This is a genomic window from Yersinia sp. 2542 StPb PI (genome assembly GCF_048593855.1).
Classification (GTDB): Bacteria; Pseudomonadota; Gammaproteobacteria; order Enterobacterales; family Enterobacteriaceae; genus Yersinia; species Yersinia enterocolitica_E.
Window position 1 is genome coordinate 1 of the sequence record NZ_JAZGQA010000065.1, and the last position, 22867, is coordinate 22867.

A 22867-nucleotide genomic window follows, 5' to 3' on the forward strand; every position below is an offset into this window, starting at 1 on the left:
TTTAGTTATGGATTATGGTTTAACATTATTTTATCTCGCAAACTCAATCAGTAATGATATCCACTGTGTTCATTCCATAAAACAACAGGATATCTTGCCGATGTTGATACCGACTACTTTGCTATGCTCCCGGTCCGATACCGCACTACCTACCCTTGTCACTGACTCGCTCCCGGTTTATAGCCAAACGGTGCTTACAACCTCTTTATCGTTAACCTGGGCGCGTTGCTGTCCCTAACGGAGGTCATCATGGTGCAATTTCGACAACAGGATAATGCCCATTGGTATCATGAAACTCAACGCAGCGGTAACCCGGAGATCTACGCCGCCCCCGTCACCGACGAGAGTTACAGTGCTAATAGTTGTAATGGCGATAATCTGCTGACAAATGAGAACAGCATTGAACAGGGTATCTTTTTGCTTGGCTTAGCCGACACTATTCCCGCCCGATTAGATGACCCGTTACGCCAGCATGCCGCGATTTTGTCTGCCTCAGATGCAATGTATCAGGCACTTTTCCCGCTCACTGTCGAGCTGAACCGAGACCACACATTTTCACTGTATGACCGCTTAAGTACCGCGCTGACGGTGGCACAAGTTACCGGGGTTCAACGGTTGTGCAGCCATTATGCCGCCCGCCTGACGCCACTTTCCAGCCCGGACGCATCGCGGGAAAGTAATATGCGACTGACACAGATAACCCAATATGCCCGTCAACTGGCCAGTCAGCCGACATTAATTGATAAGCATGCTTTGCAACAACTCGCTGATGTAGGTTTAACCGCTACAGATATTATCGTTTTATCGCAGATTATTGGTTTTGTTAGTTATCAAGCCAGAGTAGTGGCAGCCCTTGGTGCACTCGCTGGATATCCTACGGTAATATTGCCCGGTTTTCCGCGCATGGAAGATGCTCCCGCAGGCTTGATAGCGTCATCTGTAGCGCAATGGCAAGGTTGGTTACCCTCAGAGATCATTTCATCTGAGCCATCGTCAGATGAAACAGAGATAACCCTCAGTGAGTTGCTGCAACATCATCAACAAAGTCTGCTCGCGTACCGCACCATTATCACCCGGCAACATTATCCTCTGTTGCTGCCACCTGATTGGCTGGCATTGGTGGCGTTGGTGACTGCGCGCATCAATGGCAGTCGCTACTGTCTGGCTATCCATAAACACCAATTGCAGCAATTAACCCCTAACACCACATTGATAACGGCACTTGACGCGGGGATTGATAACGCTTTGGCGACTCAATCTGATGAGCAGATTATCCACTGGCTTATCTATGCCGCAGCCGAGCTGACTCGCGCGCCAGAACGCTTTAGTCATCAACATATCAGTCCATTGTTAGCTCTGGGTGTCAGTAATCAGCAACTGGTGCGTATCATCTTCGACACCGCCGCAGCCGGATGGACCAACCGGTTAAGACAAACGCTGGGGCAAGCTGTTTGATACTCGCCCGCAATTGCGGATTGCAGTGTTTTAGTGGGTAGCCAACCACACTTTAGCGACATCAAAAAAGTGCTGGGCCAGCGGTGTAACTCGCCCTGGTTCAGCCACCACGACAGCAGCATGCCGACTCATCTTCTCAATATCCACCGGCCGCCGTTGCAGGTCGGGTGACATATCCTCAAGTAGACTGCCCTGCGGGAACAAGCCACAACCTAAACCGACAAAGATGCCTTGTAATAACTGAAAGATAGAAGTGCTTTCCAGCCGCACATGCAGCGACAGACCGGCATCACGAAAACTGTTATCCAGATAACGGCGGAAGTAACGGCTGGGTTCAGCCAGGCAGAGCGGCAGTTGTGCCACTTGGGTCAGTGTCAGCGGCTCAGTCCCGATCAAATCAGGGAAATGTCCGGGGTGAAACACCAGGTCAATGCCCCCGTCAACTAGCGGTTGTACCTGAAAATGCAGCTCATTCAAGGTGGTCAATTCAAAAAAACCAATGCCCACATCGACCGAGTGACCGGTTAAAGCTTCCAGTAATTGGTCAGCACTTAACACTGAAACACGGTAATCCAGGTGGGGATAGCGTTCACTGGCACTTTTAAGTAATAGTGCCAACGAGATACTGCATTGTGGTACTACACCAATACGCAGCGTGCCGTTTAAACCATGTTTAAGGGACTCCACCTCTAACTTTAGCCCTTGATAGACAGAGACAATCTCTCTGGCCCAGGCTAATACGCGCTCACCTTCGGCGGTAAATCCTTCGAAATTATTACCCCGGTTTATCAGTGCCACCCCCAGTTCCCGCTCCAGGTTTTTCAGACGCATCGACAATGTTGGCTGGCTGACAAAGCTGGCCTCAGCCGCACGACCAAAATGGCGCTCGCGCTCCAGATTACAGAGATAGACCAGTTGCTTGATATCCATACAGATACTCAGATTGTCATGATTCTATCCAGTATACCATCGTCCCTTTGTGGCATGTTTTGCCGTGCTGGCCTTTTTCGCGCGAAAAATTTACACAGCTATCTGATCCAGATCCCATTTCATCTTTCAACTCAGGCATTTTACTGATTAACATTTGAACGAAATTTGGATAATTTCAGATTATTCACAATAACCACAATATTGAATTGTTTATTCACTCACATATGACCATATAAACCATTAACCAATCAAATAGCAGAATATATCACCAAATAAAATCAGTTCAGCTTTTAATCAAAACAAAAAATCGTCAAACAGCTAAAACATAAACGTTAATACTGCATAACATTTGTAACATGGTCGCATAGCCCTGCCTGAGATATATGTAACAGAATATTGCAAAAGCCTTGTCTCGTTGACAAAGATAGTGAACATTAACCGCCGCTAAACATCTTATAACAATGCAAAAGGATGCCGATTCGCGCATTCACTTTTGTCTCTCCCACCATTTATGGTCGGTAGTGAAAAACAGAGGTCCCCGTGTCAACAGCAAACAACAGTCAACAGCCACCCAACAGTGAGCAACCCGAAAGCATCAGTATGAATGCTTTCAAACAACCAAAAGCATTTTACCTGATCTTCTCTATCGAGCTTTGGGAGCGCTTTGGTTATTACGGCCTGCAAGGGATCATGGCCGTCTATCTGGTAAAAATGCTCGGGATGAGCGAAGCCGACTCCATCACCTTGTTCTCATCCTTCAGTGCACTGGTCTATGGCTTTGTGGCCATCGGTGGCTGGTTAGGCGATAAGGTGCTCGGTGCCAAACGTGTCATCGTGCTTGGTGCATTAACGCTGGCAGTCGGTTATGCCATGATTGCCTACTCGGGCCATGACATTTTCTGGGTTTATCTGGGTATGGCGACCATTGCGGTTGGTAATGGTTTGTTCAAAGCCAACCCCTCCTCTCTGCTGTCAACATGCTATAACAAAGATGATCCGCGTTTAGACGGCGCATTCACCATGTACTACATGTCCGTCAATATCGGTTCATTCTTCTCTATGCTGGCCACCCCATGGTTAGCGGCGAAGTATGGCTGGAGCGTCGCATTCTCACTGAGCGTAGTGGGTATGTTGATCACCTTGGTAAACTTCTGGTTCTGCCGTAAATGGGTAAAAAATCAAGGTTCAAAACCTGACTTTGCACCACTACAGATTAAAAAGTTACTGATGGTATTGGTGGGTGTGGTTGCACTGGTCACGCTGTCAAGCTGGTTGCTGCATAACCAAATAGTGGCACGTTGGGCGTTGGCATTAGTATCTCTGGGCATCATCTGTATCTTTGCCAAAGAGACCTTTTCTCTGCATGGCACTGCCCGCCGCCGAATGATTGTGGCATTCTTACTGATGCTGGAAGCGGTGGTGTTCTTTGTGCTGTATAGCCAAATGCCAACGTCGCTGAACTTCTTTGCTATTCATAACGTTGAGCATTCAATCTTTGGTATTACCTTCGAACCAGAACAGTATCAGGCGCTGAACCCGTTCTGGATCATGGTAGCCAGCCCAATACTGGCGGCTATCTATAATAAGATGGGTGACCGCCTGCCAATGCCACACAAGTTTGCTTTCGGTATGGTGCTCTGCTCTGCGGCCTTCCTGGTTCTACCATGGGGTGCCAGCTTCGCCAACGAACATGGTATTGTGTCCGTTAACTGGTTGATCCTGAGCTACGCATTGCAAAGTATCGGGGAACTGATGATTTCGGGCCTGGGCCTGGCGATGGTTGCGCAGTTGGTACCTCAGCGCTTGATGGGCTTCATCATGGGTTCATGGTTCCTGACGACGGCAGCAGCAGCCCTGATCGCCGGTAAAGTTGCAGCATTAACTGCGGTGCCAAGTGATATTACTGATGCCCATGCATCACTGGCAATCTATAGCCATGTATTTATGCAGATTGGTATTGTCACTGCCATTATCGCAGTATTGATGATGCTCACCGCACCAAAACTGTATCGCATGACTCTCGCACCAACAGAGAGTAATAAAGCGACCCCAGTAACCGCCGCATAATTGCCCGGCAGGATAAAGCACGCGTGCCAGGTGCTTTATCCTGCCAACTCCCACGTAAAACTCAGACAGCCTGTCGTTTGGCGAGAATAAGTCCTAAATTCAATACTTATTTATCAGACCATACCGCCAACTGATAGCCATCCGGGTCGGTAAAGTGGAAACGACGCCCGCCGGGGAAAGTAAATATCGCCAGCACAATAGAGGCTCCCGCTTCTTCCAACCGTTTTTGCGTCTGTTCAAGATCATCAGCATACAGAATGATTAACGGCCCACCGTTGGGCTGAACGTCACTCAGGGTGGTGAAGCCGCCGGTCAGTCGGCCATCGGTAAACTCACAATATCCTGGGCCATAGTCAGTAAAGCGCCAATTGAATACCTTGCCATAGAAATCCTTCGAGCGGGCAATATCACCGACGGCAAACTCTATGTTGTCAATTCGACTATCATTTCCCTGAATACCCATAAACGGCTCCTGTTTAAAAATACCTGATTAATTCACTGATTCATCTTAAACATTTACTGAGATGATGAATATCACTCGCCTTATCAATGATAACTTCGTCACATTATTTGTGCGCAAAAAATAAACTATACTGATAACAGACCGCACAGCGTTAACCCCATTTTGAGCGATATCAGAATGAAACCCGTCTGTTATTTGCGGTCAATAACCGGCCAGGAGGTGATTTATGATAAACCATGTATGGGGGCTTCTGACCCGTCCTAGTCAGGAATTGCAGCAAATTAAACGCGAGGGGGAAAGTGTCCGCCACCTGTATGCCCATCACGTCCTTTTAATGGCTGCCATTCCCGTGATTTGCGCGTTTATCGGCACCACACAAGTGGGCTGGAACTTTGGTGATGGTCAGATAATACAACTGGCGCCCCTTACCGCACTCTATTTTGCCATTATTTTCTATGTTTTGATTTTGGCGGCGGTAGCTCTCATGGGACGAGTGATTTATTGGATGGCCCGCCGCTATGAGAGCCGGCCCAGTTGGCAAAGCTGTACCTTATTCGCCGGTTATGCCGCAACGCCCATGTTTTTAGGTGGCGTGGTTGCCCTCTACCCGATTATCTGGTTGTGCTTATTGGTTGGCATCATTGCACTCTGCTATGCAGGCTACCTGATGTATTTGGCGATCCCCACCTTCTTAAATATTGACCGACAAGAAGGTTTTATTTTCTCCGGTTCCACATTTGCCATCGGCGTGCTGGTATTAGAGTTACTCCTTGGTCTGACTGTATTGCTGTGGGGTTACGGTTCACGGCTATTATGACCTCCAAACATTCCCTTCGTTAACACCGCTCCTGATAACATGTACAGAGAGCGGTGGCTGTTACTCCGTTGGTTCTCGCTTTATTAGCTTTGACTGGGGCTAATATCAGGCTTTTATGGTGATTAATGTCGCCCAGATCGCAATCTCTTACATCCACACGCAGGATAAGGTTGTACACTGAGTAAGACTGATGCAAACAAGGCGAAAAAAATGAAAAGGCTAACATTAAAAGAAATGACCGAAAGTGAGCAACGTGACGTCAAAACGCAACTCGATAGAGCCAGAATAAATTTAGGAAGGGCTTTAACCAATTCAGAACAGAATAAAGTAAGAGAAGAAGCAATAGATAAAATCATGAACGCTCGGGAACAAGTCGCCAAGTTAACCCGCGTAGAAAGAAAAACCAAAAAAACCGCACCAAGTACTACCACTTTTAGCTGGTCCGCATCGATCAGCACTCGCCCACCACGGTAACTGATTTCCACTGCCTGATAATAACAGACAGGGATTACCTACAGCGGTGGATACTCACTGCTGTAGGACAACACTTTATTTCTGCGACTAATTTTATTTCCCGCACAATTATATTACACCGCTAGCAGCATTTTTCCCCCGCCTGCCTTAGGATTAAGGAAGCTTTTTTCTTTCAGTGATCGATTAAGGAGTTTGTGATGAAATTGTTCTATAAACCCGGTGCCTGCTCTCTGTCTCCACATATTGTATTACGTGAAGCAGGGTTAGATTTTAGTATTGAGAGTGTCGATCTGGTGGCCAAAATAACTGAAACGGGTGAAGACTATTTAAGCATCAGCCCAAAAGGACAGGTACCCGCCTTGGTACTGGATGATGGCAGCCTGCTCACTGAGGGTGTTGCTATCGTGCAATATCTGGCAGATATGGTGCCAGACCGCCACCTGATTGCCCCATCAGGGACTCTTTCCCGCTATCATGCCATTGAGTGGCTAAACTTCATTGCGACTGAATTACATAAAGGTTTCAGCCCACTGTTTAACCCGAAAACACCGGATGACTATAAAACGATCGCACGTGAGCGGCTGAATAAACAATTCAGTTATGTAGACAGCGTATTAGCACAACACGATTATCTGTTAGGCAAAAAATTCAGCGTGGCTGATGCCTATTTATTTACTGTCACTCGTTGGGCGAGTGCGCTGAAACTTGATATTACCCAGCGCAGTAATTTGGATAAATATATGGGCCGTGTAGCAGAACGCCAAGCCGTTAAAGACGCATTAGCCGCAGAAGACGTTAAGAAATAAGTCATTTGATTAATTAGAGTGCCCCTCCATTAAGGGGCACTGTATAGCAGGGATTATAACTTGATGGCAGAGAATTTACTGACGGGATTAACAATTCCATCCTGAGCGGCGACAACCTGAAGTTCATACTCACCCATCTCCTGAGTTTTCAGCATCACTTCATATACAGCGGCAGTAACATGCTCCAGTGCCTTATCCAGTGCTTCACCTTTCAGCAAGTTCACCAGCAATAAACCACTGGTCAAATCACCCACACCGACCGGTTGGCGGGCACCAAAGTCCACCAGCGGACGACTGATATGCCATGCCTCATCGGCCGTGACTAATAACATTTCAAAGCAGTCAGCATGATAACCGGCGCGGCTTAGGTGCTTAACTAACACAACTTTTGGCCCTTGGGCGCAGAGATCACGAGCAACCTTAACGGCCTGTTCGACACTTTCAACCCGCACACCACTAAGCTGCTCCAGTTCAAGCAGGTTCGGTGCAATGATATCGCTGGCAGGCAAGGCTTCTTTACAGAAGAACTCTGCCACCCCTGGGGCGACGATACAGCCCTTCTCTGGATGCCCCATGACCGGATCACAAAAATACCAGGCATTCGGATTGGCTTGTTTTACGCGTGCAACCGCAGCCAGAATATGACCGCCCTGCTCGGGTGAACCGATATAACCACTTAATACCGCATCACAATCTTTCAGCCGATCAATATCGGCAATGCCTTGTACTATCTCAGTCAAATGGCTGGCGGGCATCACACAACCGGTCCAGTGACCATATTGCGTATGGTTGGAAAACTGGACGGTATTCAGCGGCCAAACATTGACCCCCATTCGGCGCATAGGAAATTCAGCAGCACTATTACCCGCATGGCCAAAAACAACATGAGACTGAATCGAAAGTATATTTTTCATTGGAACGGCCTAAAGTTAAGGGCACCCATGCCCACTTTGTAATACAGCGCTGACCGGAATAAAACATCAGCTAACAAAACATTAGCCAAAAAATAAGGGGCATTTCGGCCCCTTATCTTATTTCATTCTTATAGCCAGCTAATCAGGCAATAATGTTTTTTGCCACGACGCAATAAGGTATAGCGCCCAAACAGGCGATCAGCATCGGTAAAGATGTATTCTGGGTCTGCCTGCTTTTCACCATTAATGGCGACAGCATTAGAACCAATCATAGTACGCGCCTGCCCACGAGAAGGGACCAACTCAGCATTAACCAATGCCTGTTGTAAATCAGCATCGCGGCCCAGTTCAATTGTCGGCATGCCATCTTGTGCCAACTGAGCAAAGTCGGCTTCGGTCATCTCATTTAAATCACCGGAGAATAAGCTCGCGGTAATACGTTTGGCGGCAGCAAGGCCTTCTGCACCATGGACCATGCCGGTGACATTTTCGGCCAGAACATACTGCGCACGTGGCGCTTTGCCGCTGTTTTTATCTTCTTCTTCCAGCGCGTTAATTTCTTCCATACTCATGAAAGTAAAGAACTTCAGGAAACGATAAACATCGGCATCTGCGGTGTTAATCCAGAACTGGTAGAATTTGTAAGGGCTGGTCTTCTTCGGATCAAGCCATACCGCACCACCTTCGGTTTTACCAAATTTAGTGCCGTCAGCTTTAGTAATTAATGGCACGGTCAGGCCATAAACTTGCTGCTGATGGAGGCGGCGTGTCAAATCAATACCAGAGGTAATATTACCCCACTGATCAGAGCCGCCGATTTGCAGCGCCACACCGTGAGCTTTATTCAGGCAAGCGAAATCATAAGCTTGTAACAGGTTATAGGAAAACTCAGTAAACGAAATCCCACTGTCATCGCGATTCAGGCGTTGCTTAACCGCTTCCTTATTGATCATCTGATTAACAGAGAAGTGCTTGCCAATATCACGCAGGAAGGTCAGCACATTCATGCCACCAAACCAATCGTAGTTATTGGCCGCAATAGCACTGTTTTCACCGCAATCAAAATCGAGGAATGGCGAAACCTGACGGCGGATTTTCTCCACCCATTCGTTAACCGTATCTTCCGTATTCAGTTTGCGTTCGCTGGCCTTGAAACTTGGATCACCAATCATACCGGTAGCGCCACCGACCAGCGCCACGGGACGATGCCCAGCCAGTTGGAAACGCTTCAGGCACAACAACGGAACCAGATGCCCCAAATGCAAGCTGTCTGCGGTAGGATCGAAACCGCAATACAGTGAAATTGGCCCTTGCGCCAGTCTCTCTGCTAACGCGTCTTCATCCGTAACCTGGGCAACGAGGCCCCGCTCTTGCAATTGTTTAATCAGGTTGCTGCTGGTCATCAACGACTCCATTGTTTTTCACAAAAAATTGTCTTTTACAAAAATTATCTTTTACCAGGAAAAGAGGATTTATACCCAAAGAACTTGGTGTTGCAGCCAGGCAGCAAGCAAATAAATCCCACTGAGCTTACTCAAATAAGAAATAAGCGATTCGGGTGACAAATCTGCTTGCCGTGGCCTCGCAGAGGCGAGACTCAGGGGTGGGCCGAGTAACGAACGTAAAAACACCCCTGCGGCTTCAAGTACGAAGGGTATAGAATAAAGCGCCCGTCACACGAGCGCTAGGCTTAACCACAATTATTTCATCGTTCTCAAGGAGCTAAACGGTCAATTTTCCATGCATCTGCTTGCCGTTGATAAATAAAACGGTCATGCAAGCGATGCTCACCGCCCTGCCAAAACTCCACAGAGTCAAACTTAACGCGGAATCCGCCCCAAAAACTGGGTAACGGCACGTCACCATGCTGGAATTTTTGCTTTAACTCGAGGAACTTACTTTCCAATACACCACGAGCAGAAATACGCGATGATTGTTGAGAAACCCAGGCACCAATCTGGCTATCTTTCGGGCGGGAACTGAAATACTTCAGCACTTCAAGGGTTGAAAGCCGTTCTGCGGTTCCGAGGAAAATGACTTGCCGGTCTAACATATGCCAAGGGAACAACAGACTAATATGTGGATTTTCAGCCAGTTGCTGCGCTTTGCGGCTGCCCAAATTGGTATAGAACACCATGCCCTGATCATCATAATGCTTCAGCAGCACAATGCGCTGATAAGGTTGGCCATCGGCAGCTACCGTAGCCACACACATAGCTGTTGGATCAGGCAAACGCGCTTCACAGGCCTGTTTTAACCAACGTTCAAATAAGTCCAGTGGGTTTTCGGTTAAATCACTGCGACGCAAACCGCCGCGAATATATTCACGACGTAGATCTGCAACATCAAATTCATTCTTGTCAGTCATATAAGCTCTGTAACGCGCAGGAAAGCAGTGACTATTATTCTGCCCTTGCAGAGCAAGAATCACAATCACTCAGAGCAGACAACGGCCTGATTACTTGATCAAAACACAGTCATTGATAATGACTTTTCCATCACGCTCAACAAAAGCACTATTTCCTTTCGACCAGAAGCTATAGTGGCCGTCGCTATATTTAGTGCCGGAAGCTGCACGCACCTGAGGTAAGGTCAACTGTTCACCATCTAACACCAAATTGACTTTATCTTGGCGGTTGTCCTGAGCAACGGTCAGCCGGGTTGTGCCACACTGATAATGCAACGTTTCACTTTTAGGTTGAACCAGACTGCATCCTGCCAACATCAATACTGCTGTTACGCCAAATACTGAAGTTGCAACAAATAAGTGTTTCATTATGTCGTCCTCGTTGATGGAATATGGCACCGTACCCTATGGCAGCTTAACACCCTCAGCGTGACGATACAGGATAGACTGCTCCTAAAATGGTTTCGCAACTGGCTCCGGTCACCGATGGCAAATTACCCGATTTACCGGACAACGTCCGAAATGCCAGCCAGGCAAACGCCAGAGCCTCCATATCGTCGCCACTCACACCAAAACTGTCAGTTACGCACACCTCCGTCCCCGGTAACAAGGTTGACATCCGTGACATCAGCAACGGGTTACGCGCCCCGCCGCCACACACCAACAGCCGCTCACAGCCCCCCGCCAACTGCACCTGCTCGGCGATTGATAGCGCGGTTAACTCTGCCAACGTTGCTTGAATATCTTCCGGCTTCAGCCCCGGCACCTTCGCCAATTGCTTATCCAACCACCCGGCATTGAAATATTCGCGCCCGGTACTTTTTGGGGCAGGCTTGGCAAAATAGGGATCACTGAACATCAGCTCAAGCAGCGGTTGATTAACTTGCCCCGACAGTGCCCAGCACGCATCTTTATCATAGGGTAAGGCACGATTACGCCAGATCCAGGCATCCATCAACATATTGCCAGGCCCGGTATCAAACCCCCGCACCGGCAAATCGGGTAATAGCATAGATAAATTAGCAATACCGCCAATGTTCAGTATCATGCGCCGCTCGGTGGCATGGGCTAGTAAAGCATGGTGGAAAGCGGGTACCAAAGGTGCACCTTGCCCGCCATAAGCCATATCACGGCGGCGGAAATCCCCAACAGTAGCAATGTTTGTCAACGCTGCAATACGATTATTATCACCTAATTGTATTGTAAACGCCGGTTCACCGAGCGGTTCATGCCACACCGTTTGCCCATGACAGCCAATGGCGGTAATGTCCTGTGCGCTAAGGCCTTCTTTTGCCAGTAAGCCCTGCACCGCTTGCGCAAACAAGATACCCAGTTGGGCATCAAGCTTACCCACTGCGGACAAGGTCGTAGACTGGCCCTGACACATGCCGAGGATATCTTTTTTCAGCTGTAGCGGCATTGGATGACTATAGCTGGCCTGCTGGGCTACCATACGCTCATCAATGGCAGCTAACACCACATCAATCCCATCCAGACTGGTTCCTGACATCACTCCAATAAAACGGCCTGATTTCATAGCAATGACCTTATTCCCTCATTCAGGGACAAAATAGCAATAAGACTTTCCACAAGCCAAGTCAGAATAATAAAATTAACACCCTGAAAAGATATACTTTTTAAAGTGTATACCGCTATAGGAGCCTGTCCTAAACGCTACTTTTTATTTGTAGGAAAGGTCACATAAAAGTCACTCTTACTGACATTTTCATTTATCGCAGTGATATTTCTTACTTTAAGAAAGTTAAACTGCCGTTTAATATTCGTTGAAGTATAAACCGCTAAGCTGCGTACCCATCGATGGTGGTCGAAAAATTAAGCAGAAAGTTAAAATAAGTAAGTAGTGAAATAAACATTTGGGTAAGCCATACTTTGTGCAAATATCGGCCTTGTGCAAATACTGGGCCATCAATGGACTGGATTTGGATATCCCTGGCATACTGAACCGTAATACGGTTGTGCATTTTTAATAGGAGTTTTTATGATCAAGCCACTAATCGCCGTTGCTATCGCTGCGGTTACTCTGACCGGTTGTGCCAATAATAGCACCCTGTCCGGTGATGTCTTCAGCGCATCCGAAGCCCGACAAGTACAAACTGTAACTTACGGTACCCTACTATCCGTACGCCCAGTCACTATTCAGGGTGGCGATGAAAACAATGTTATGGGTGCCATTGGCGGTGCAGTCCTGGGTGGTTTCCTTGGTAATACTGTTGGTGGTGGCACTGGTCGTAGCCTGGCAACTGCAGCAGGTGCTGTTGCGGGTGGTATGGCAGGGCAAGGTGTTCAGGGCGCAATGAACCGCACCGACGGCGTGCAACTTGAAGTCCGTAAAGATGACGGCACAACCATTCTGGTGGTGCAAAAACAAGGCCCAACTCGCTTTAGCGTCGGTCAGCGCGTGATGCTAGCGAGCAGTGGTAGCACCGTTACCGTTAGCCCACGCTAATAACTCTGCTATTACTGTCTTCAGGTAAAAGCCAGAGTTCGTAATGAACTCTGGCTTGTTTTACTAAAATATTTCTTTCTGCTGTGAATAGAGTCGTAAATCTTTATTATTACTTGCTTTGTAATTGGTTAATATTGCTCTCAAGCTTATTAATCAGACCAGATAGCAATTCAATCTCATCTGTTGAAATCCCCCCAAGAATTTCTTTACGGGTGGAACATATGACTCCATCAACCGTATCTATTATCGGTGAAGACTGCTCCGTCAGTTTTATCCTCTTCGCACGACGATCATTTGCGCAGGTATGCCGTGTGATTAAACCTTTCTCCTCCAGTTGATCTAAGGTTCTAACCAGTGATGGTTGTTCGATACCAATCGCTTTTGCCAGTTGAATTTGTGACTGTTCAGGCGGTAAACGATTAATGTTATGCAAGGTAACCCAATGCGTTTGAGTTAACTCCAGCGGCTTCAACCGATGGTCGATAAGCGCGCGCCAAGCGCGAACTAATCGTGCTAAATCAGATCCTAATGTCGATTCCAATTGCCCCTCCTTTTAATTAGCGTGCTAGCATAACTCCCAGAGTCCCGTCTATTTTGGGTAATTAACATTAAAAACACAAATGTATATATACCGTCGATGCTAGGGTAATAGCAATAAATACGGCGAATCCTTTAGAAAAAATGATGTTTTGGCTAAAAATACCTATTAAGGATTAACCTTATGTATGTATCAGTGTTACCCATAAACGCACCTCTTACAGACTTGGTTATAGGTGCCTCAATCTATTTCCCGCCGATGTTTAAGGCGGTTATGCTAGGTTTGGTGTTTTGGCTATTGATCCATCATGTCCTACGGAATTGGATCTACTCTGGTGACATCTGGCATCCAATATTAATGGATCTGTCAATTTTTGTCATTGCGGTCAGCGTTTCTTTATGGATATTAGCCAGTTGGTAAATTGATATGAATCATCAGTCTCTTAAATATTTCTCCTCTGTCATTGTCTTCGCTCTCGCACTTTGTGCGGGTTGGTGGATGTGGAACTACTACATGCAATCACCCTGGACTCGCGATGGTAAAGTCCGGGCTGAATTGGTCAGCATCACCCCGGAAGTGTCGGGCCGACTGGTTAAAATAGTAGTTCATGATAACCAGTTGGTAAGCTCGGGTAGCTTATTATTTGTGATTGACCCACAACCCTACCAACTGGCACTGGATAACGCGCAAGCCGCTTTAGTGAAGGNGCAAGCTGACCTGGCTAAAGCGAATCATGAAGCAGAACGTCGGCGAAATTTACCGAAAAACATCATTTCTGGTGAAGATCTCGACATTGCCAACTTAACCGCCGATAGCATGAAAGCGGCCTACCAGGGCGCGGTGGCGAATGTCGAACAAGCGAAATGGAATCTCAGCAAAACCCGTATTTATGCGCCGACCGATGGTTATATAACCAACTTGCAAACACGGGTGGGTAACTATGCTACCGCCGGCATACCATTAGTCGCGCTAATCGATACCAATTCATTCTATGTGATGGGCTATTTCGAAGAAACCAAGTTGAAACATATTAGAGAAGGTAATAAAGCCAAGATTGTTTTGTATAATGGCAACATTCCTTTACGCGGCGTAGTCGAAAGTATTGGTCGTGCTATTTATGACCAAAGTGTTGATAGCAGCGGTGACTTATTGGTAGATGTAAAACCTAATGTTCCTTGGGTACGGCTGGCCCAACGGGTTCCGGTAAGAATCAAACTGCTGGATGTCCCAGCCGATGTCACCCTTATTGCGGGCACCACCTGCACTATTTCACTGGTTGACTAAACGATGCGTATCTCCTTCCCCCTGTGGCACCAGACCCCATGGGGTAAAGCCAATGCCGGTCAGTGGCGTTATGCATTGCGTAATTCATTGGCAATGTGCTTATCACTGTGGATTGCCTTTGCGCTGAATTTAGATGAGCCTTACTGGGCAATGACCTCCGCTGCAGTGGTGAGTTTCCCCACCGTCGGCGGGGTCATCAGCAAAAGTATTGGTCGCATCATCGGCAGCTTACTGGGGGCGGCCGCATCCGTGGTAATTGCCGGCCATTGCCTGAATGATCCCTGGCTGTTTACCTTTGCAATTGCAGCCTGGATTGCCCTTTGTACTTTTGTCTCCAATCACTATCAAAATAATGTTTCTTATGCGTTTGCGTTAGCCGGTTATACCACCGCAATTATTGCCTTTTCTACGGTCAACACCGCTGGCACCCAGCAAATTTTTGATATCGCGCAAGCCCGAGTGTGTGAAGTGATTACCGGTATTCTTTGTGGTGGCCTGATGATGATGCTGATGCCGAGCACCTCCGACGGCGAAGCATTACTGACCTCACTGCGCCGCATGCAATCTCGCTTACTGGAACATGCCGAGTTATTGTGGCAAACCGATCATAACCCCCAGCTACGTGCCTCACATGAAGGGGTAATTGGCCAGATTCTGACCATGAATGTACTGCGGATCCAGGCCTTTTGGAGCCATTACCGCTTGCGGCGGCAAAATAACGTCTTGAATTTTATTTTGCATCGTCAATTACGTATAACCAGTGTAATTACCAGTTTACGGCGCATGTTGCTTAACTGGCCAACGCCACCGGAGAACCTGACACCAGTGCTGTCACAGTTGCTACAAACACTACAGCGACCCGATTGCGATAAATATCAGTTGGCCAAAATACTGCAACAAATCGCCCCGCATGATGAGTTCGACTATCGACACCGCGCCTTCTGGTTACGATTACAGCATTTTTGTTGGTTATATTTGCAAGTGAATCGTTGGCTGACACAGTTGGATAAAGAATCGGCCAGCGACCTGCCACAACCGCCACCAGTAACCGCGCTGGCTCGCCATACCGATACTTATGAGGCCGCCTATAACGGGCTGCGAACCTTCGTGTGTATTGTTATTGGTTGTGCATTTTGGATAAATACGCAGTGGAGTTCGGGCAGTGCTGCACTGGCATTGGCCGCGGTAAGTTGCGTGCTCTACTCCGCAACCCCGTCGCCAACCGACAGTATTGCTACACTATTGAAAGCCATTGTTCTGCTTTCTATCGGCTGCTTTATTCTTAAGTTTGGTGTGATGGTACAGATTGATGATTTCTGGCAATTTGCTGCCGTACTGTTCCCCATTTTAATCACCATGCAGATGATGAAACTACAGCATCCGGCCTATGCTTCATTGTGGGGACAATTGATTGTCTTTATGGGTTCTTTCCTAAGTGTAACCAACCCGCCGAGCTATGATTATCAAGAGTTCCTTAATGATAATATTGGTAAATTAGTCGGCGTAATGTTAGCAGGTGTTGCTTTTCAGCTATTGCGCCCCAGTTCTGATAAACGCAAAAGTCGACGTATCATTCGGATGCTCCGCCGCGATTTCATTGATCAGATCAGTAGCCATCCACAACAGAGCCAGAATCAATTCGAATCACTGATTTACCATCGAATTAACCAACTCAATCTCAGTAAAGATCAGTCAGCTCGCCTGTGGCTGCTGCGTTGGGGGATGGTATTGCTCAATTGTAGCCATGTGGTCTGGCAATTACGTGATTGGCAAACCACCTCTGCACCCTTGTCAGCAGTACGGGATGTCTGTATTCACTGCCTGAAGGGGTGTATGACCGAAAAAGGTGTGCAACCCAGTTCGTTACTCGCAACATTGCAGGAGTTACAACGAATGAGTGCTATTTTGGCTCAATACCCCGATGCCTCTGGGCGGGAACTGGCGGGGCTGATTTGGCGATTATATTGCTCACTGACACAACTGCAACTGGCCCCTCCTGCCGAGGAAAACAAAACTGCGCCAGCCTGAGGCTTACTGGCGCAGAAAAGAAGCTTAAGGCACGTCATAACCCAGTGCAGCACGACGAATGCGGAACCACTGCTGGCGCGTCATCGTCAAGGAGAGTGATGCCCATGCGGCTTTAACCCGCTCTATCTTGCCAGAGCCAATAATCGGCAGCGGTGCTGACGGCAAACGTAGCACCCAGGCATAAACCACTTGCTCAATGCTTGCTGCACCGACTTCGTCAGCTACCGCCTGCAACTCATCACGTAATGCCTGGTACTCCGGGTCGCTGAACAACCTACCGCCACCGAGACAAGACCATGCCATGGGTTTGATACGCAGTTGCTGGCAGGCATCGAGCGTACCATCGACAATAGCAGGCTGATGCAGCGGCGAAATCTCTACCTGATTCGTGACCAGCGAGAATGGCAGGCGTGATTGCAGTAAATTGAATTGCGCAGGGGTAAAGTTTGACACACCGAAATATTTTACTTTGCCGCTTTTGTGCAGTTGGGTGAAGGCTTCTGCCACCTCATCGGCATCCATCAACGGGTCCGGTCGGTGAATCAGCAGTAAATCAAGATAATCAGTGTGCAAATGGGCCAATGATTGCTCAGCACTTGCAATGATATGTGAACTATCCGTAATGTAGTGCCCCAACGCATGTTCCGGTTTAGCCGTGGTGGCAATGCCACATTTGCTCACCAGCTCCAGTTGGTCACGCAAGGACGGTTTAAGCCGTAAGGCCTGGCCAAATGCTTGTTCACACTGATAACCGCCGTAAATATCAGCATGATCCGCCGTAGTAATACCCAACTCAATGTGTTGCTCGATAAAAACCAACAATTGCTCAGGCGTCATGCCCCATTCCATCAGCCGCCAATAACCGCAAATCATACGTGAAAATTCAGGTCCAAGCGGAGCCAGTTGGCTACGTGTATCCATTATTAGCTACCTCATCTGTTTATCTACCTATAAGCATACACAACCGGCAGTAAGGTTAAATCCTCCCTGAACCATCAATTCAAGGTCAAACGGGGGCTTAGCGGTAAAATAGCCAGAAATGGTAAAGTTTAAGACCGATTAAGCGCGAATTAGAATAAGGAAGGTTGTTCTGGTAACGGCTCATCGACTTGTTTGTTACCACGCTGCAAGCGCAGTAGACGTTGGCGGCATAAACGCAATACATCCCGTTTCTGCGGGTCACTCATTTTCATCCAATTAAAGCGCTCATCCCTGCTACGCAGGCAGCCACGGCAAAAGCCACGGTCATCTGTTTGGCAGATGCCACGGCACGGACTGGGAATGTCGAAAAACTCAAGTTGCTGAGACACGCTGCCTCCTGCGGCTGATACCTTAATTGAAGACTGCTTCACCGCAGCTGGCAAGTCCAATTTGTTTACGGTTGTAAAAATCCGCTATCAGCGCCGAGGCGCGGCCCTTAACCGCTAAGGTTATCTTAAGTTTCATTCGATACCATTCAGGTAATTAGTGAACTGTAGGATTCCATTTTCACAATGAATGTTCGATATAAGTTACAGTGTAACAGTCTGAGTTTTATCCTGGCCAGTGCACTCTTTTTCACTCTGGGTCATAACGCACTGTTTATTGCGAAAGCCTGGTCGCTGATCCATTTTGACAGCAGTGACAGTTACTTCTTCGCCGCGACAATTCCGGTGGTGATATTTTGCGCACTGAACATCATATTTAGCCTGTTAGCTGTGCCCTTTCTGCATAAGCCAATCATTATTCTATTGCTGTTGGGCAGCGCGGCGGCAAACTATTTTATGTTTAGTTATGGTGCCGTCATTGACGCCAATATGATGCAAAATGCCTTTGAAACCAACTCACAAGAGGCGGCCGCTCTTTTCACTCCCCGTATGGCCCTATGGCTACTGGTGGCGGGTATTATTCCTGCGACCCTGGTCTGCTTTGCCCGTATTCGGGTCAGCCGCCCATGGTGGTATATGTTGGGGCTGCGCGCAGCAAATATTTTGATATCAGCAGTGATTATTCTGTTGGTTGCTGCCCTGTTTTATAAAGATTATGCATCGTTGATTCGTAATAATAAAAACATCGTTAAAATGTTAACCCCATCCAACTTTGTCAGTGGCAGTTTTCAATTCACTAAACACAAATATTTCACCCGTAATCTGCCACTGGTAACACTCGGTGAAGATGCCCATAAAGGCCCATTGATTAGTGGGCAACAAAAGAAAACGCTGGTCATTCTCGTGGTTGGTGAAACTGCCCGTGCAGAGAATTTCTCCTTGGGCGGTTATGGGCGAGAAACCAACCCGAACCTAAAAAAACAAGATGTTACCTATTTCAGCAAAGCATCATCCTGCGGGACTGAAACTGCGGTGTCGGTACCTTGTATGTTCTCGAATATGGCGCGCAAAAATTATGATGCCACCCTCGCCAGTCATCAGGAGGGCTTAATGGATATTCTTGCCCACGCTGGCTTGAATGTCTTATGGCGCGAAAATGACGGGGGTTGTAAAGGTGCCTGCGATCGCATTCCACATCAGGATGTTACCCAATTGCAGCTCACCGCCGATTGCGAGAACGGGGTCTGTTTAGATAACGCATTACTGTATAAATTAGATAATTATATTAATGGGCTACAAGGTGACGGTGTCATTGTCTTACACCAAATGGGCAGCCACGGGCCGGCTTATTATCGCCGCTCAACCCCAGAGATTCGCCAGTTTTCCCCTACCTGTGATAGCAACCAAATTCAGGATTGCACCCCACAGGAATTGGTAAATACCTACGATAACTCTATTCTTTATACCGATGCGATGTTGGGTAACACCATTAAGTTATTGCAACAACACAATAATAACTTTAACACTGCGCTGGTCTATCTCTCTGATCACGGTGAGTCATTAGGCGAAAATGGCATGTATTTGCACGGTACCCCTTATATGTTCGCCCCAAGTCAGCAGACACATATACCATTTCTAATGTGGCTATCACCTGAATATACAAAAAACTATGGCATTGACCGTCAGTGCTTATCCTCCAGTGCACAACATGATGAAATATCACAAGATAATCTGTTCCATACCTTATTGGGCATGATGAATATTCAAACCAGTGAATACCAATCAGAACTAGATTTACTACAGAAATGCCGAACCCAGGGCGAAAGAATCAGTCAAAAAAGTCCGTAAAGAGTTAATACCTGATAGTGAGTTTGATGCCAGCGTTTCCCTCCGCTGGCATTTTTTTTCTTGACCTAGACCGATTGGTCTATTACGCTTTGCGACATGAACAAAATACAGCACACACACATAGACACCCGTGAACATCTGTTAGCAACCGGTGAGAGCCTTAGCCTGCGTCTTGGCTTTAATGGTATGGGTCTCAGCCTGTTACTGACCACGGCAGGCATACCGAAAGGCTCGTTTTATCACTATTTCCGTTCTAAGGAAGTTTTTGGTGAAGCGATGCTACAGCGTTATTTTGATCGTTACGACGCTGAAATGGAAAGCCTGCTCACCCATTCACAAGGTGATATGCGCCACCATTTGTTGCACTATTTTGCTCAAGCTATTGCTAACTATTGTGGCAGTGAATGCCACAATGCTTGTCTGGCGGTTAAACTATCAGCAGAGGTAAGTGACTTATCCGAACCTATGCGCCATGCATTGGATATCGGCACTGCCCGTGTGATTGGTCGGTTGCAAGATGCCATTGAAGCCGGTATTGCTGAAGGCTCGCTGCGCATTACGCTCTCACCGGCGGCAACCGCTGAAACACTGTATGCCTTGTGGCTCGGTGCTTCACTGCGGGCTAAAGTGAAACGATCGGTTGCTCCGCTGACCTGTGCGCTAGAAAGTATCGAACTGATTCTACAACCAACCCCATAATCCAATGATTCTGAAGCTAACACTTTTGTTTTTCAGAATTTACTCAGTTGCTAGTTGACTGGTCTATTAATATAGGACGCACCATGAAGACTGCTAAACTGTTCTCCCCTTTGAAAGTTGGCGCGCTCACATTGCCAAACCGCGTATTTATGGCTCCGCTAACGCGCTTGCGCAGCATTGAGCCAGGTGATATTCCAACTCCTCTGATGGCTGAATATTACCGTCAACGGGCCAGCGCCGGTTTGATTATTACCGAAGCCACCCAGATTTCTTTCCAGGCGAAAGGCTATGCGGGTGCTCCAGGGTTACACACTCAGGAACAGTTAAACGCATGGAAAAAAATCACGCAGGCGGTGCATGAAGACGGTGGACATATTGCTGTACAGTTATGGCATGTCGGCCGTATCTCGCACAACAGTTTGCAGCCAGGTCAGCAAGCGCCGGTAGCACCTTCAGCCATTGCCGCGGATACCCGCACCACCGTGCGCGATGAAACGGGAGCCTGGGTACGCGTTCCCTGCTCCACCCCACGCGCCCTGGAAACAGAAGAGATCCCTGGCATCATTAATGATTTCCGCCAGGCAACAGCGAATGCCCGTGAAGCTGGCTTTGACTATATTGAATTGCATGCAGCCCACGGCTACCTGCTGCATCAATTTATGTCTCCGGCATCCAATCAACGTACCGACCAATACGGCGGTAGTATTGAAAACCGTACCCGTCTGACATTGGAAGTGGTTGATGCAACAGTAGCCGAATGGGGCGCTGAACATATTGGTATTCGTATTTCACCATTGGGGCCATTCAACGGCTTGGATAATGGCGAGGATCAGGAAGAGGCTGCGTTGTACCTCATTGACGAGTTGAACAAACGTCATATTGCTTATCTGCACATGTCAGAACCCGACTGGGCGGGTGGTAAGCCTTACTCCGACGCATTCCGTGATGCCGTCCGTGCCAAATTCAAAGGTGTGATTGTGGGTGCCGGTGCATACACGGCTGAAAAAGCTGAAGAGCTCATTGATAAAGGGTTTATTGATGCTGTCGCCTTTGGCCGTAGCTATATTTCTAACCCGGATCTGGTAACCCGCCTGCAACAACAGGCTCCGTTGAATGAACCAGATGGTGATACCTTCTATGGCGGTGGCGCAAAAGGTTATACCGACTACCCAACTCTGTGATTCGCCCGTAAATTAAATCATAAAATAACAGCCAGTTAGATTAACCCTCTGACTGGCTGTTTTGTTTATGGCTACAGGTGAGATAACACAAAAAATGGCGCAATCGCCTCCACTACGGATGATGTAATACAACCCCCTATCGACTTGAGTATTTAGTGATTCATTTCGAATTCTTTGGAAACAAGATAAAGCCATTGATTTTGTAAAAAATGACGAGTAGAAACAGAGGAATACTTACAGGGAGGATAACATGGACAGTGCTATTATTGCTGTTTTAACCATCAGTGGAGTGATAGCTTTAGGGGCTATGTCTCCAGGGCCGAGTTTCATCCTTGTTGCGCGAACGGCAATGTCATCCTCACTTAAAAATGCTTTAGCCGTTGCTTTAGGCATGGGCACCGGGTGTGCATTCTTTGCCTTGGTCGCTCTGCTTGGTTTGCAATCTTTGCTACTCACCGTACCTTGGCTATATATGTCACTTAAAATCGGCGGCGGTTTTTATCTCATTTATTTAGCCTTTAAAATGTTTTTCGCGCCTAAAAAAGCAATAAAATTTGAACCCGAGGTTGGCGGACAAACAAGTCTGTCTCGTTCATTTTATATCGGGCTTATTACACAAATTAGTAATCCTAATACAGCACTGGTTTTTGGCGGCATATTTGCCGCAATCCTTACTCAGAATATCGTGGGCTGGATGTATATTGTGTTACCTGTTCTGGCATTCTTGATTGACCTCATTTGGTACGCAATCGTCGCTTGTGTCCTGTCCGCCCCGGTACCAAGAAACTATTATATGCGTTTCAAAATATATTTTGACCGTATTGGTGGTTTGGTCATGGCGCTGCTAGGCATCAAACTGATATTTCAGAAGTGACGGTCCTCCCCGACACTCAACCGTAAATTAACAGATTGTTTTTTAATGATATTATTTAACATGCAGATGACTAACCACAAGAACGCATAGCGGGAGAGTCGATTAAATTGATCTTCATATCATGGCAAAAAACACGATACTACCCGCAATAACATTCAATACGCCTACTGTGATTAATATACGTATCCATTTAGCACCGTAGCTTAAAGAATAGATTGCTTCAACCACGAAGAGTATTATCGAAAATAAAAAAGAAAATAAGCTTACCAATAAATTAAATAAAGCTTCTGCTATCGCTACAACTAAAG

At 47.3% G+C, this 22867-nt stretch carries 24 protein-coding genes; 13 read left to right on the forward strand and 11 right to left on the reverse strand.

The window, feature by feature from the left end:
- Window positions 1–249: 249 nt before the first annotated feature.
- Complete coding sequence (locus V1952_RS10260; protein WP_420074706.1) at window positions 250–1455, forward strand: CMD domain-containing protein; 1206 nt, start codon at window positions 250–252, stop codon at window positions 1453–1455.
- 30 nt (window positions 1456–1485) lie between these two features.
- Here V1952_RS10260 and V1952_RS10265 read toward each other — a convergent pair whose 3' ends face one another.
- Window positions 1486–2385: a LysR family transcriptional regulator gene (locus V1952_RS10265; RefSeq protein ID WP_420074707.1), complete on the reverse strand. Its 900-nt coding sequence runs from the start codon at window positions 2383–2385 to the stop codon at window positions 1486–1488.
- A 540-nt stretch (window positions 2386–2925) separates the two neighbouring features.
- On the opposite strand from V1952_RS10265, the gene dtpA reads away from it, so the two are divergent.
- Window positions 2926–4452, forward strand: coding sequence for a dipeptide/tripeptide permease DtpA (gene dtpA / locus V1952_RS10270; RefSeq protein ID WP_372569223.1), 1527 nt, complete (start codon window positions 2926–2928; stop codon window positions 4450–4452).
- Between the two features lie 106 nt (window positions 4453–4558).
- On the opposite strand, the gene V1952_RS10275 is transcribed toward dtpA, so the two are convergent.
- On the reverse strand, window positions 4559–4915 hold the full coding sequence (locus tag V1952_RS10275; protein ID WP_083158757.1) for a VOC family protein: 357 nt from the start codon (window positions 4913–4915) through the stop codon (window positions 4559–4561).
- Between the two features lie 226 nt (window positions 4916–5141).
- On the opposite strand from V1952_RS10275, the gene V1952_RS10280 reads away from it, so the two are divergent.
- The 3 genes from V1952_RS10280 (at window position 5142) to gstA (ending at window position 7012) form a co-directional block, all read left to right on the forward strand.
- Window positions 5142–5732: a Yip1 family protein gene (locus tag V1952_RS10280; protein WP_372559104.1), complete on the forward strand. Its 591-nt coding sequence runs from the start codon at window positions 5142–5144 to the stop codon at window positions 5730–5732.
- A 210-nt stretch (window positions 5733–5942) separates the two neighbouring features.
- Complete coding sequence (locus V1952_RS10285) at window positions 5943–6206, forward strand: DUF3811 domain-containing protein (protein WP_005184457.1); 264 nt, start codon at window positions 5943–5945, stop codon at window positions 6204–6206.
- Window positions 6207–6403: 197 nt separating this feature from the next.
- Window positions 6404–7012 carry a glutathione transferase GstA gene (gene gstA, locus V1952_RS10290; RefSeq protein WP_420074708.1) on the forward strand — a complete coding sequence of 203 codons (609 nt, stop codon included), beginning with the start codon at window positions 6404–6406 and terminating at the stop codon, window positions 7010–7012.
- Window positions 7013–7065: 53 nt separating this feature from the next.
- Here gstA and pdxY read toward each other — a convergent pair whose 3' ends face one another.
- From pdxY to anmK, 5 genes are all read right to left on the reverse strand, one after another.
- Window positions 7066–7926 (reverse strand): pyridoxal kinase PdxY, encoded by an 861-nt coding sequence (gene pdxY / locus V1952_RS10295; protein ID WP_372559105.1) that lies wholly within the window; start codon window positions 7924–7926, stop codon window positions 7066–7068.
- Window positions 7927–8054: 128 nt separating this feature from the next.
- Complete coding sequence (gene tyrS / locus V1952_RS10300) at window positions 8055–9329, reverse strand: tyrosine--tRNA ligase (protein WP_372559106.1); 1275 nt, start codon at window positions 9327–9329, stop codon at window positions 8055–8057.
- 311 nt (window positions 9330–9640) lie between these two features.
- Complete coding sequence (gene pdxH / locus V1952_RS10305) at window positions 9641–10294, reverse strand: pyridoxamine 5'-phosphate oxidase (RefSeq protein WP_372559107.1); 654 nt, start codon at window positions 10292–10294, stop codon at window positions 9641–9643.
- 90 nt (window positions 10295–10384) lie between these two features.
- Window positions 10385–10702: an MliC family protein gene (locus tag V1952_RS10310; protein ID WP_372559108.1), complete on the reverse strand. Its 318-nt coding sequence runs from the start codon at window positions 10700–10702 to the stop codon at window positions 10385–10387.
- Window positions 10703–10757: 55 nt separating this feature from the next.
- Window positions 10758–11870, reverse strand: coding sequence for an anhydro-N-acetylmuramic acid kinase (anmK, locus tag V1952_RS10315; RefSeq protein WP_420074709.1), 1113 nt, complete (start codon window positions 11868–11870; stop codon window positions 10758–10760).
- A gap of 462 nt (window positions 11871–12332) precedes the next feature.
- On the opposite strand from anmK, the gene V1952_RS10320 reads away from it, so the two are divergent.
- A complete protein-coding gene (locus V1952_RS10320; protein WP_083158749.1) occupies window positions 12333–12800 on the forward strand; it encodes a glycine zipper 2TM domain-containing protein in 468 nt (155 codons plus the stop codon).
- 109 nt (window positions 12801–12909) lie between these two features.
- Here V1952_RS10320 and slyA read toward each other — a convergent pair whose 3' ends face one another.
- A complete protein-coding gene (slyA, locus tag V1952_RS10325; protein ID WP_083158748.1) occupies window positions 12910–13341 on the reverse strand; it encodes a transcriptional regulator SlyA in 432 nt (143 codons plus the stop codon).
- Between the two features lie 180 nt (window positions 13342–13521).
- Here slyA and V1952_RS10330 point away from each other — a divergent pair, with 180 nt between their 5' ends.
- From V1952_RS10330 to V1952_RS10340, 3 genes are all read left to right on the forward strand, one after another.
- Complete coding sequence (locus tag V1952_RS10330) at window positions 13522–13758, forward strand: DUF1656 domain-containing protein (protein ID WP_083158747.1); 237 nt, start codon at window positions 13522–13524, stop codon at window positions 13756–13758.
- Between the two features lie 6 nt (window positions 13759–13764).
- On the forward strand, window positions 13765–14622 hold the full coding sequence (locus V1952_RS10335) for an efflux RND transporter periplasmic adaptor subunit (RefSeq protein ID WP_420074710.1): 858 nt from the start codon (window positions 13765–13767) through the stop codon (window positions 14620–14622).
- 3 nt (window positions 14623–14625) lie between these two features.
- Window positions 14626–16650 (forward strand): FUSC family protein, encoded by a 2025-nt coding sequence (locus tag V1952_RS10340; RefSeq protein ID WP_420074711.1) that lies wholly within the window; start codon window positions 14626–14628, stop codon window positions 16648–16650.
- Window positions 16651–16674: 24 nt separating this feature from the next.
- Here V1952_RS10340 and V1952_RS10345 read toward each other — a convergent pair whose 3' ends face one another.
- Together V1952_RS10345 and V1952_RS10350 are read right to left on the reverse strand one after the other, a co-directional pair.
- A complete protein-coding gene (locus V1952_RS10345; protein ID WP_420071516.1) occupies window positions 16675–17571 on the reverse strand; it encodes an aldo/keto reductase in 897 nt (298 codons plus the stop codon).
- A 149-nt stretch (window positions 17572–17720) separates the two neighbouring features.
- Entirely contained in the window at window positions 17721–17960 is a 240-nt protein-coding gene (locus tag V1952_RS10350) for a DUF1289 domain-containing protein (RefSeq protein ID WP_372559112.1), read from the reverse strand.
- A 183-nt stretch (window positions 17961–18143) separates the two neighbouring features.
- Here V1952_RS10350 and eptA point away from each other — a divergent pair, with 183 nt between their 5' ends.
- The 4 genes from eptA to V1952_RS10370 all read left to right on the forward strand — a co-directional run bounded on the left by eptA (window position 18144) and on the right by V1952_RS10370 (window position 22559).
- Window positions 18144–19805, forward strand: coding sequence for a phosphoethanolamine transferase EptA (gene eptA, locus V1952_RS10355; protein ID WP_372559113.1), 1662 nt, complete (start codon window positions 18144–18146; stop codon window positions 19803–19805).
- A gap of 96 nt (window positions 19806–19901) precedes the next feature.
- Complete coding sequence (locus V1952_RS10360) at window positions 19902–20504, forward strand: TetR/AcrR family transcriptional regulator (RefSeq protein ID WP_083158741.1); 603 nt, start codon at window positions 19902–19904, stop codon at window positions 20502–20504.
- An 83-nt stretch (window positions 20505–20587) separates the two neighbouring features.
- Window positions 20588–21685, forward strand: a complete 1098-nt coding sequence (locus V1952_RS10365) for an alkene reductase (RefSeq protein ID WP_083158740.1) — start codon at window positions 20588–20590, stop codon at window positions 21683–21685.
- 250 nt (window positions 21686–21935) lie between these two features.
- Window positions 21936–22559, forward strand: coding sequence for a LysE family translocator (locus V1952_RS10370; RefSeq protein WP_372559114.1), 624 nt, complete (start codon window positions 21936–21938; stop codon window positions 22557–22559).
- Between the two features lie 114 nt (window positions 22560–22673).
- Here the strand turns inward: V1952_RS10370 and V1952_RS10375 are convergent.
- A partial coding sequence (locus V1952_RS10375; RefSeq protein WP_420074712.1) for a hypothetical protein occupies window positions 22674–22867 on the reverse strand: 194 nt, incomplete at its 5' end.

Coding starts and splice junctions, on each gene's coding strand:
- V1952_RS10260 (WP_420074706.1), top strand. CDS start 250: ATGGTGCAATTTCGACAACAGGATAATGCCCATTGGTATCATGAAACT.
- V1952_RS10265 (WP_420074707.1), bottom strand. CDS start 2,385: ATGGATATCAAGCAACTGGTCTATCTCTGTAATCTGGAGCGCGAGCGC.
- V1952_RS10275 (WP_083158757.1), bottom strand. CDS start 4,915: ATGGGTATTCAGGGAAATGATAGTCGAATTGACAACATAGAGTTTGCC.
- V1952_RS10280 (WP_372559104.1), top strand. CDS start 5,142: ATGATAAACCATGTATGGGGGCTTCTGACCCGTCCTAGTCAGGAATTG.
- V1952_RS10285 (WP_005184457.1), top strand. CDS start 5,943: ATGAAAAGGCTAACATTAAAAGAAATGACCGAAAGTGAGCAACGTGAC.
- gstA (WP_420074708.1), top strand. CDS start 6,404: ATGAAATTGTTCTATAAACCCGGTGCCTGCTCTCTGTCTCCACATATT.
- pdxY (WP_372559105.1), bottom strand. CDS start 7,926: ATGAAAAATATACTTTCGATTCAGTCTCATGTTGTTTTTGGCCATGCG.
- tyrS (WP_372559106.1), bottom strand. CDS start 9,329: ATGACCAGCAGCAACCTGATTAAACAATTGCAAGAGCGGGGCCTCGTT.
- pdxH (WP_372559107.1), bottom strand. CDS start 10,294: ATGACTGACAAGAATGAATTTGATGTTGCAGATCTACGTCGTGAATAT.
- V1952_RS10310 (WP_372559108.1), bottom strand. CDS start 10,702: ATGAAACACTTATTTGTTGCAACTTCAGTATTTGGCGTAACAGCAGTA.
- anmK (WP_420074709.1), bottom strand. CDS start 11,870: ATGAAATCAGGCCGTTTTATTGGAGTGATGTCAGGAACCAGTCTGGAT.
- V1952_RS10320 (WP_083158749.1), top strand. CDS start 12,333: ATGATCAAGCCACTAATCGCCGTTGCTATCGCTGCGGTTACTCTGACC.
- V1952_RS10330 (WP_083158747.1), top strand. CDS start 13,522: ATGTATGTATCAGTGTTACCCATAAACGCACCTCTTACAGACTTGGTT.
- V1952_RS10340 (WP_420074711.1), top strand. CDS start 14,626: ATGCGTATCTCCTTCCCCCTGTGGCACCAGACCCCATGGGGTAAAGCC.
- V1952_RS10345 (WP_420071516.1), bottom strand. CDS start 17,571: ATGGATACACGTAGCCAACTGGCTCCGCTTGGACCTGAATTTTCACGT.
- eptA (WP_372559113.1), top strand. CDS start 18,144: ATGAATGTTCGATATAAGTTACAGTGTAACAGTCTGAGTTTTATCCTG.
- V1952_RS10360 (WP_083158741.1), top strand. CDS start 19,902: ATGAACAAAATACAGCACACACACATAGACACCCGTGAACATCTGTTA.
- V1952_RS10365 (WP_083158740.1), top strand. CDS start 20,588: ATGAAGACTGCTAAACTGTTCTCCCCTTTGAAAGTTGGCGCGCTCACA.
- V1952_RS10370 (WP_372559114.1), top strand. CDS start 21,936: ATGGACAGTGCTATTATTGCTGTTTTAACCATCAGTGGAGTGATAGCT.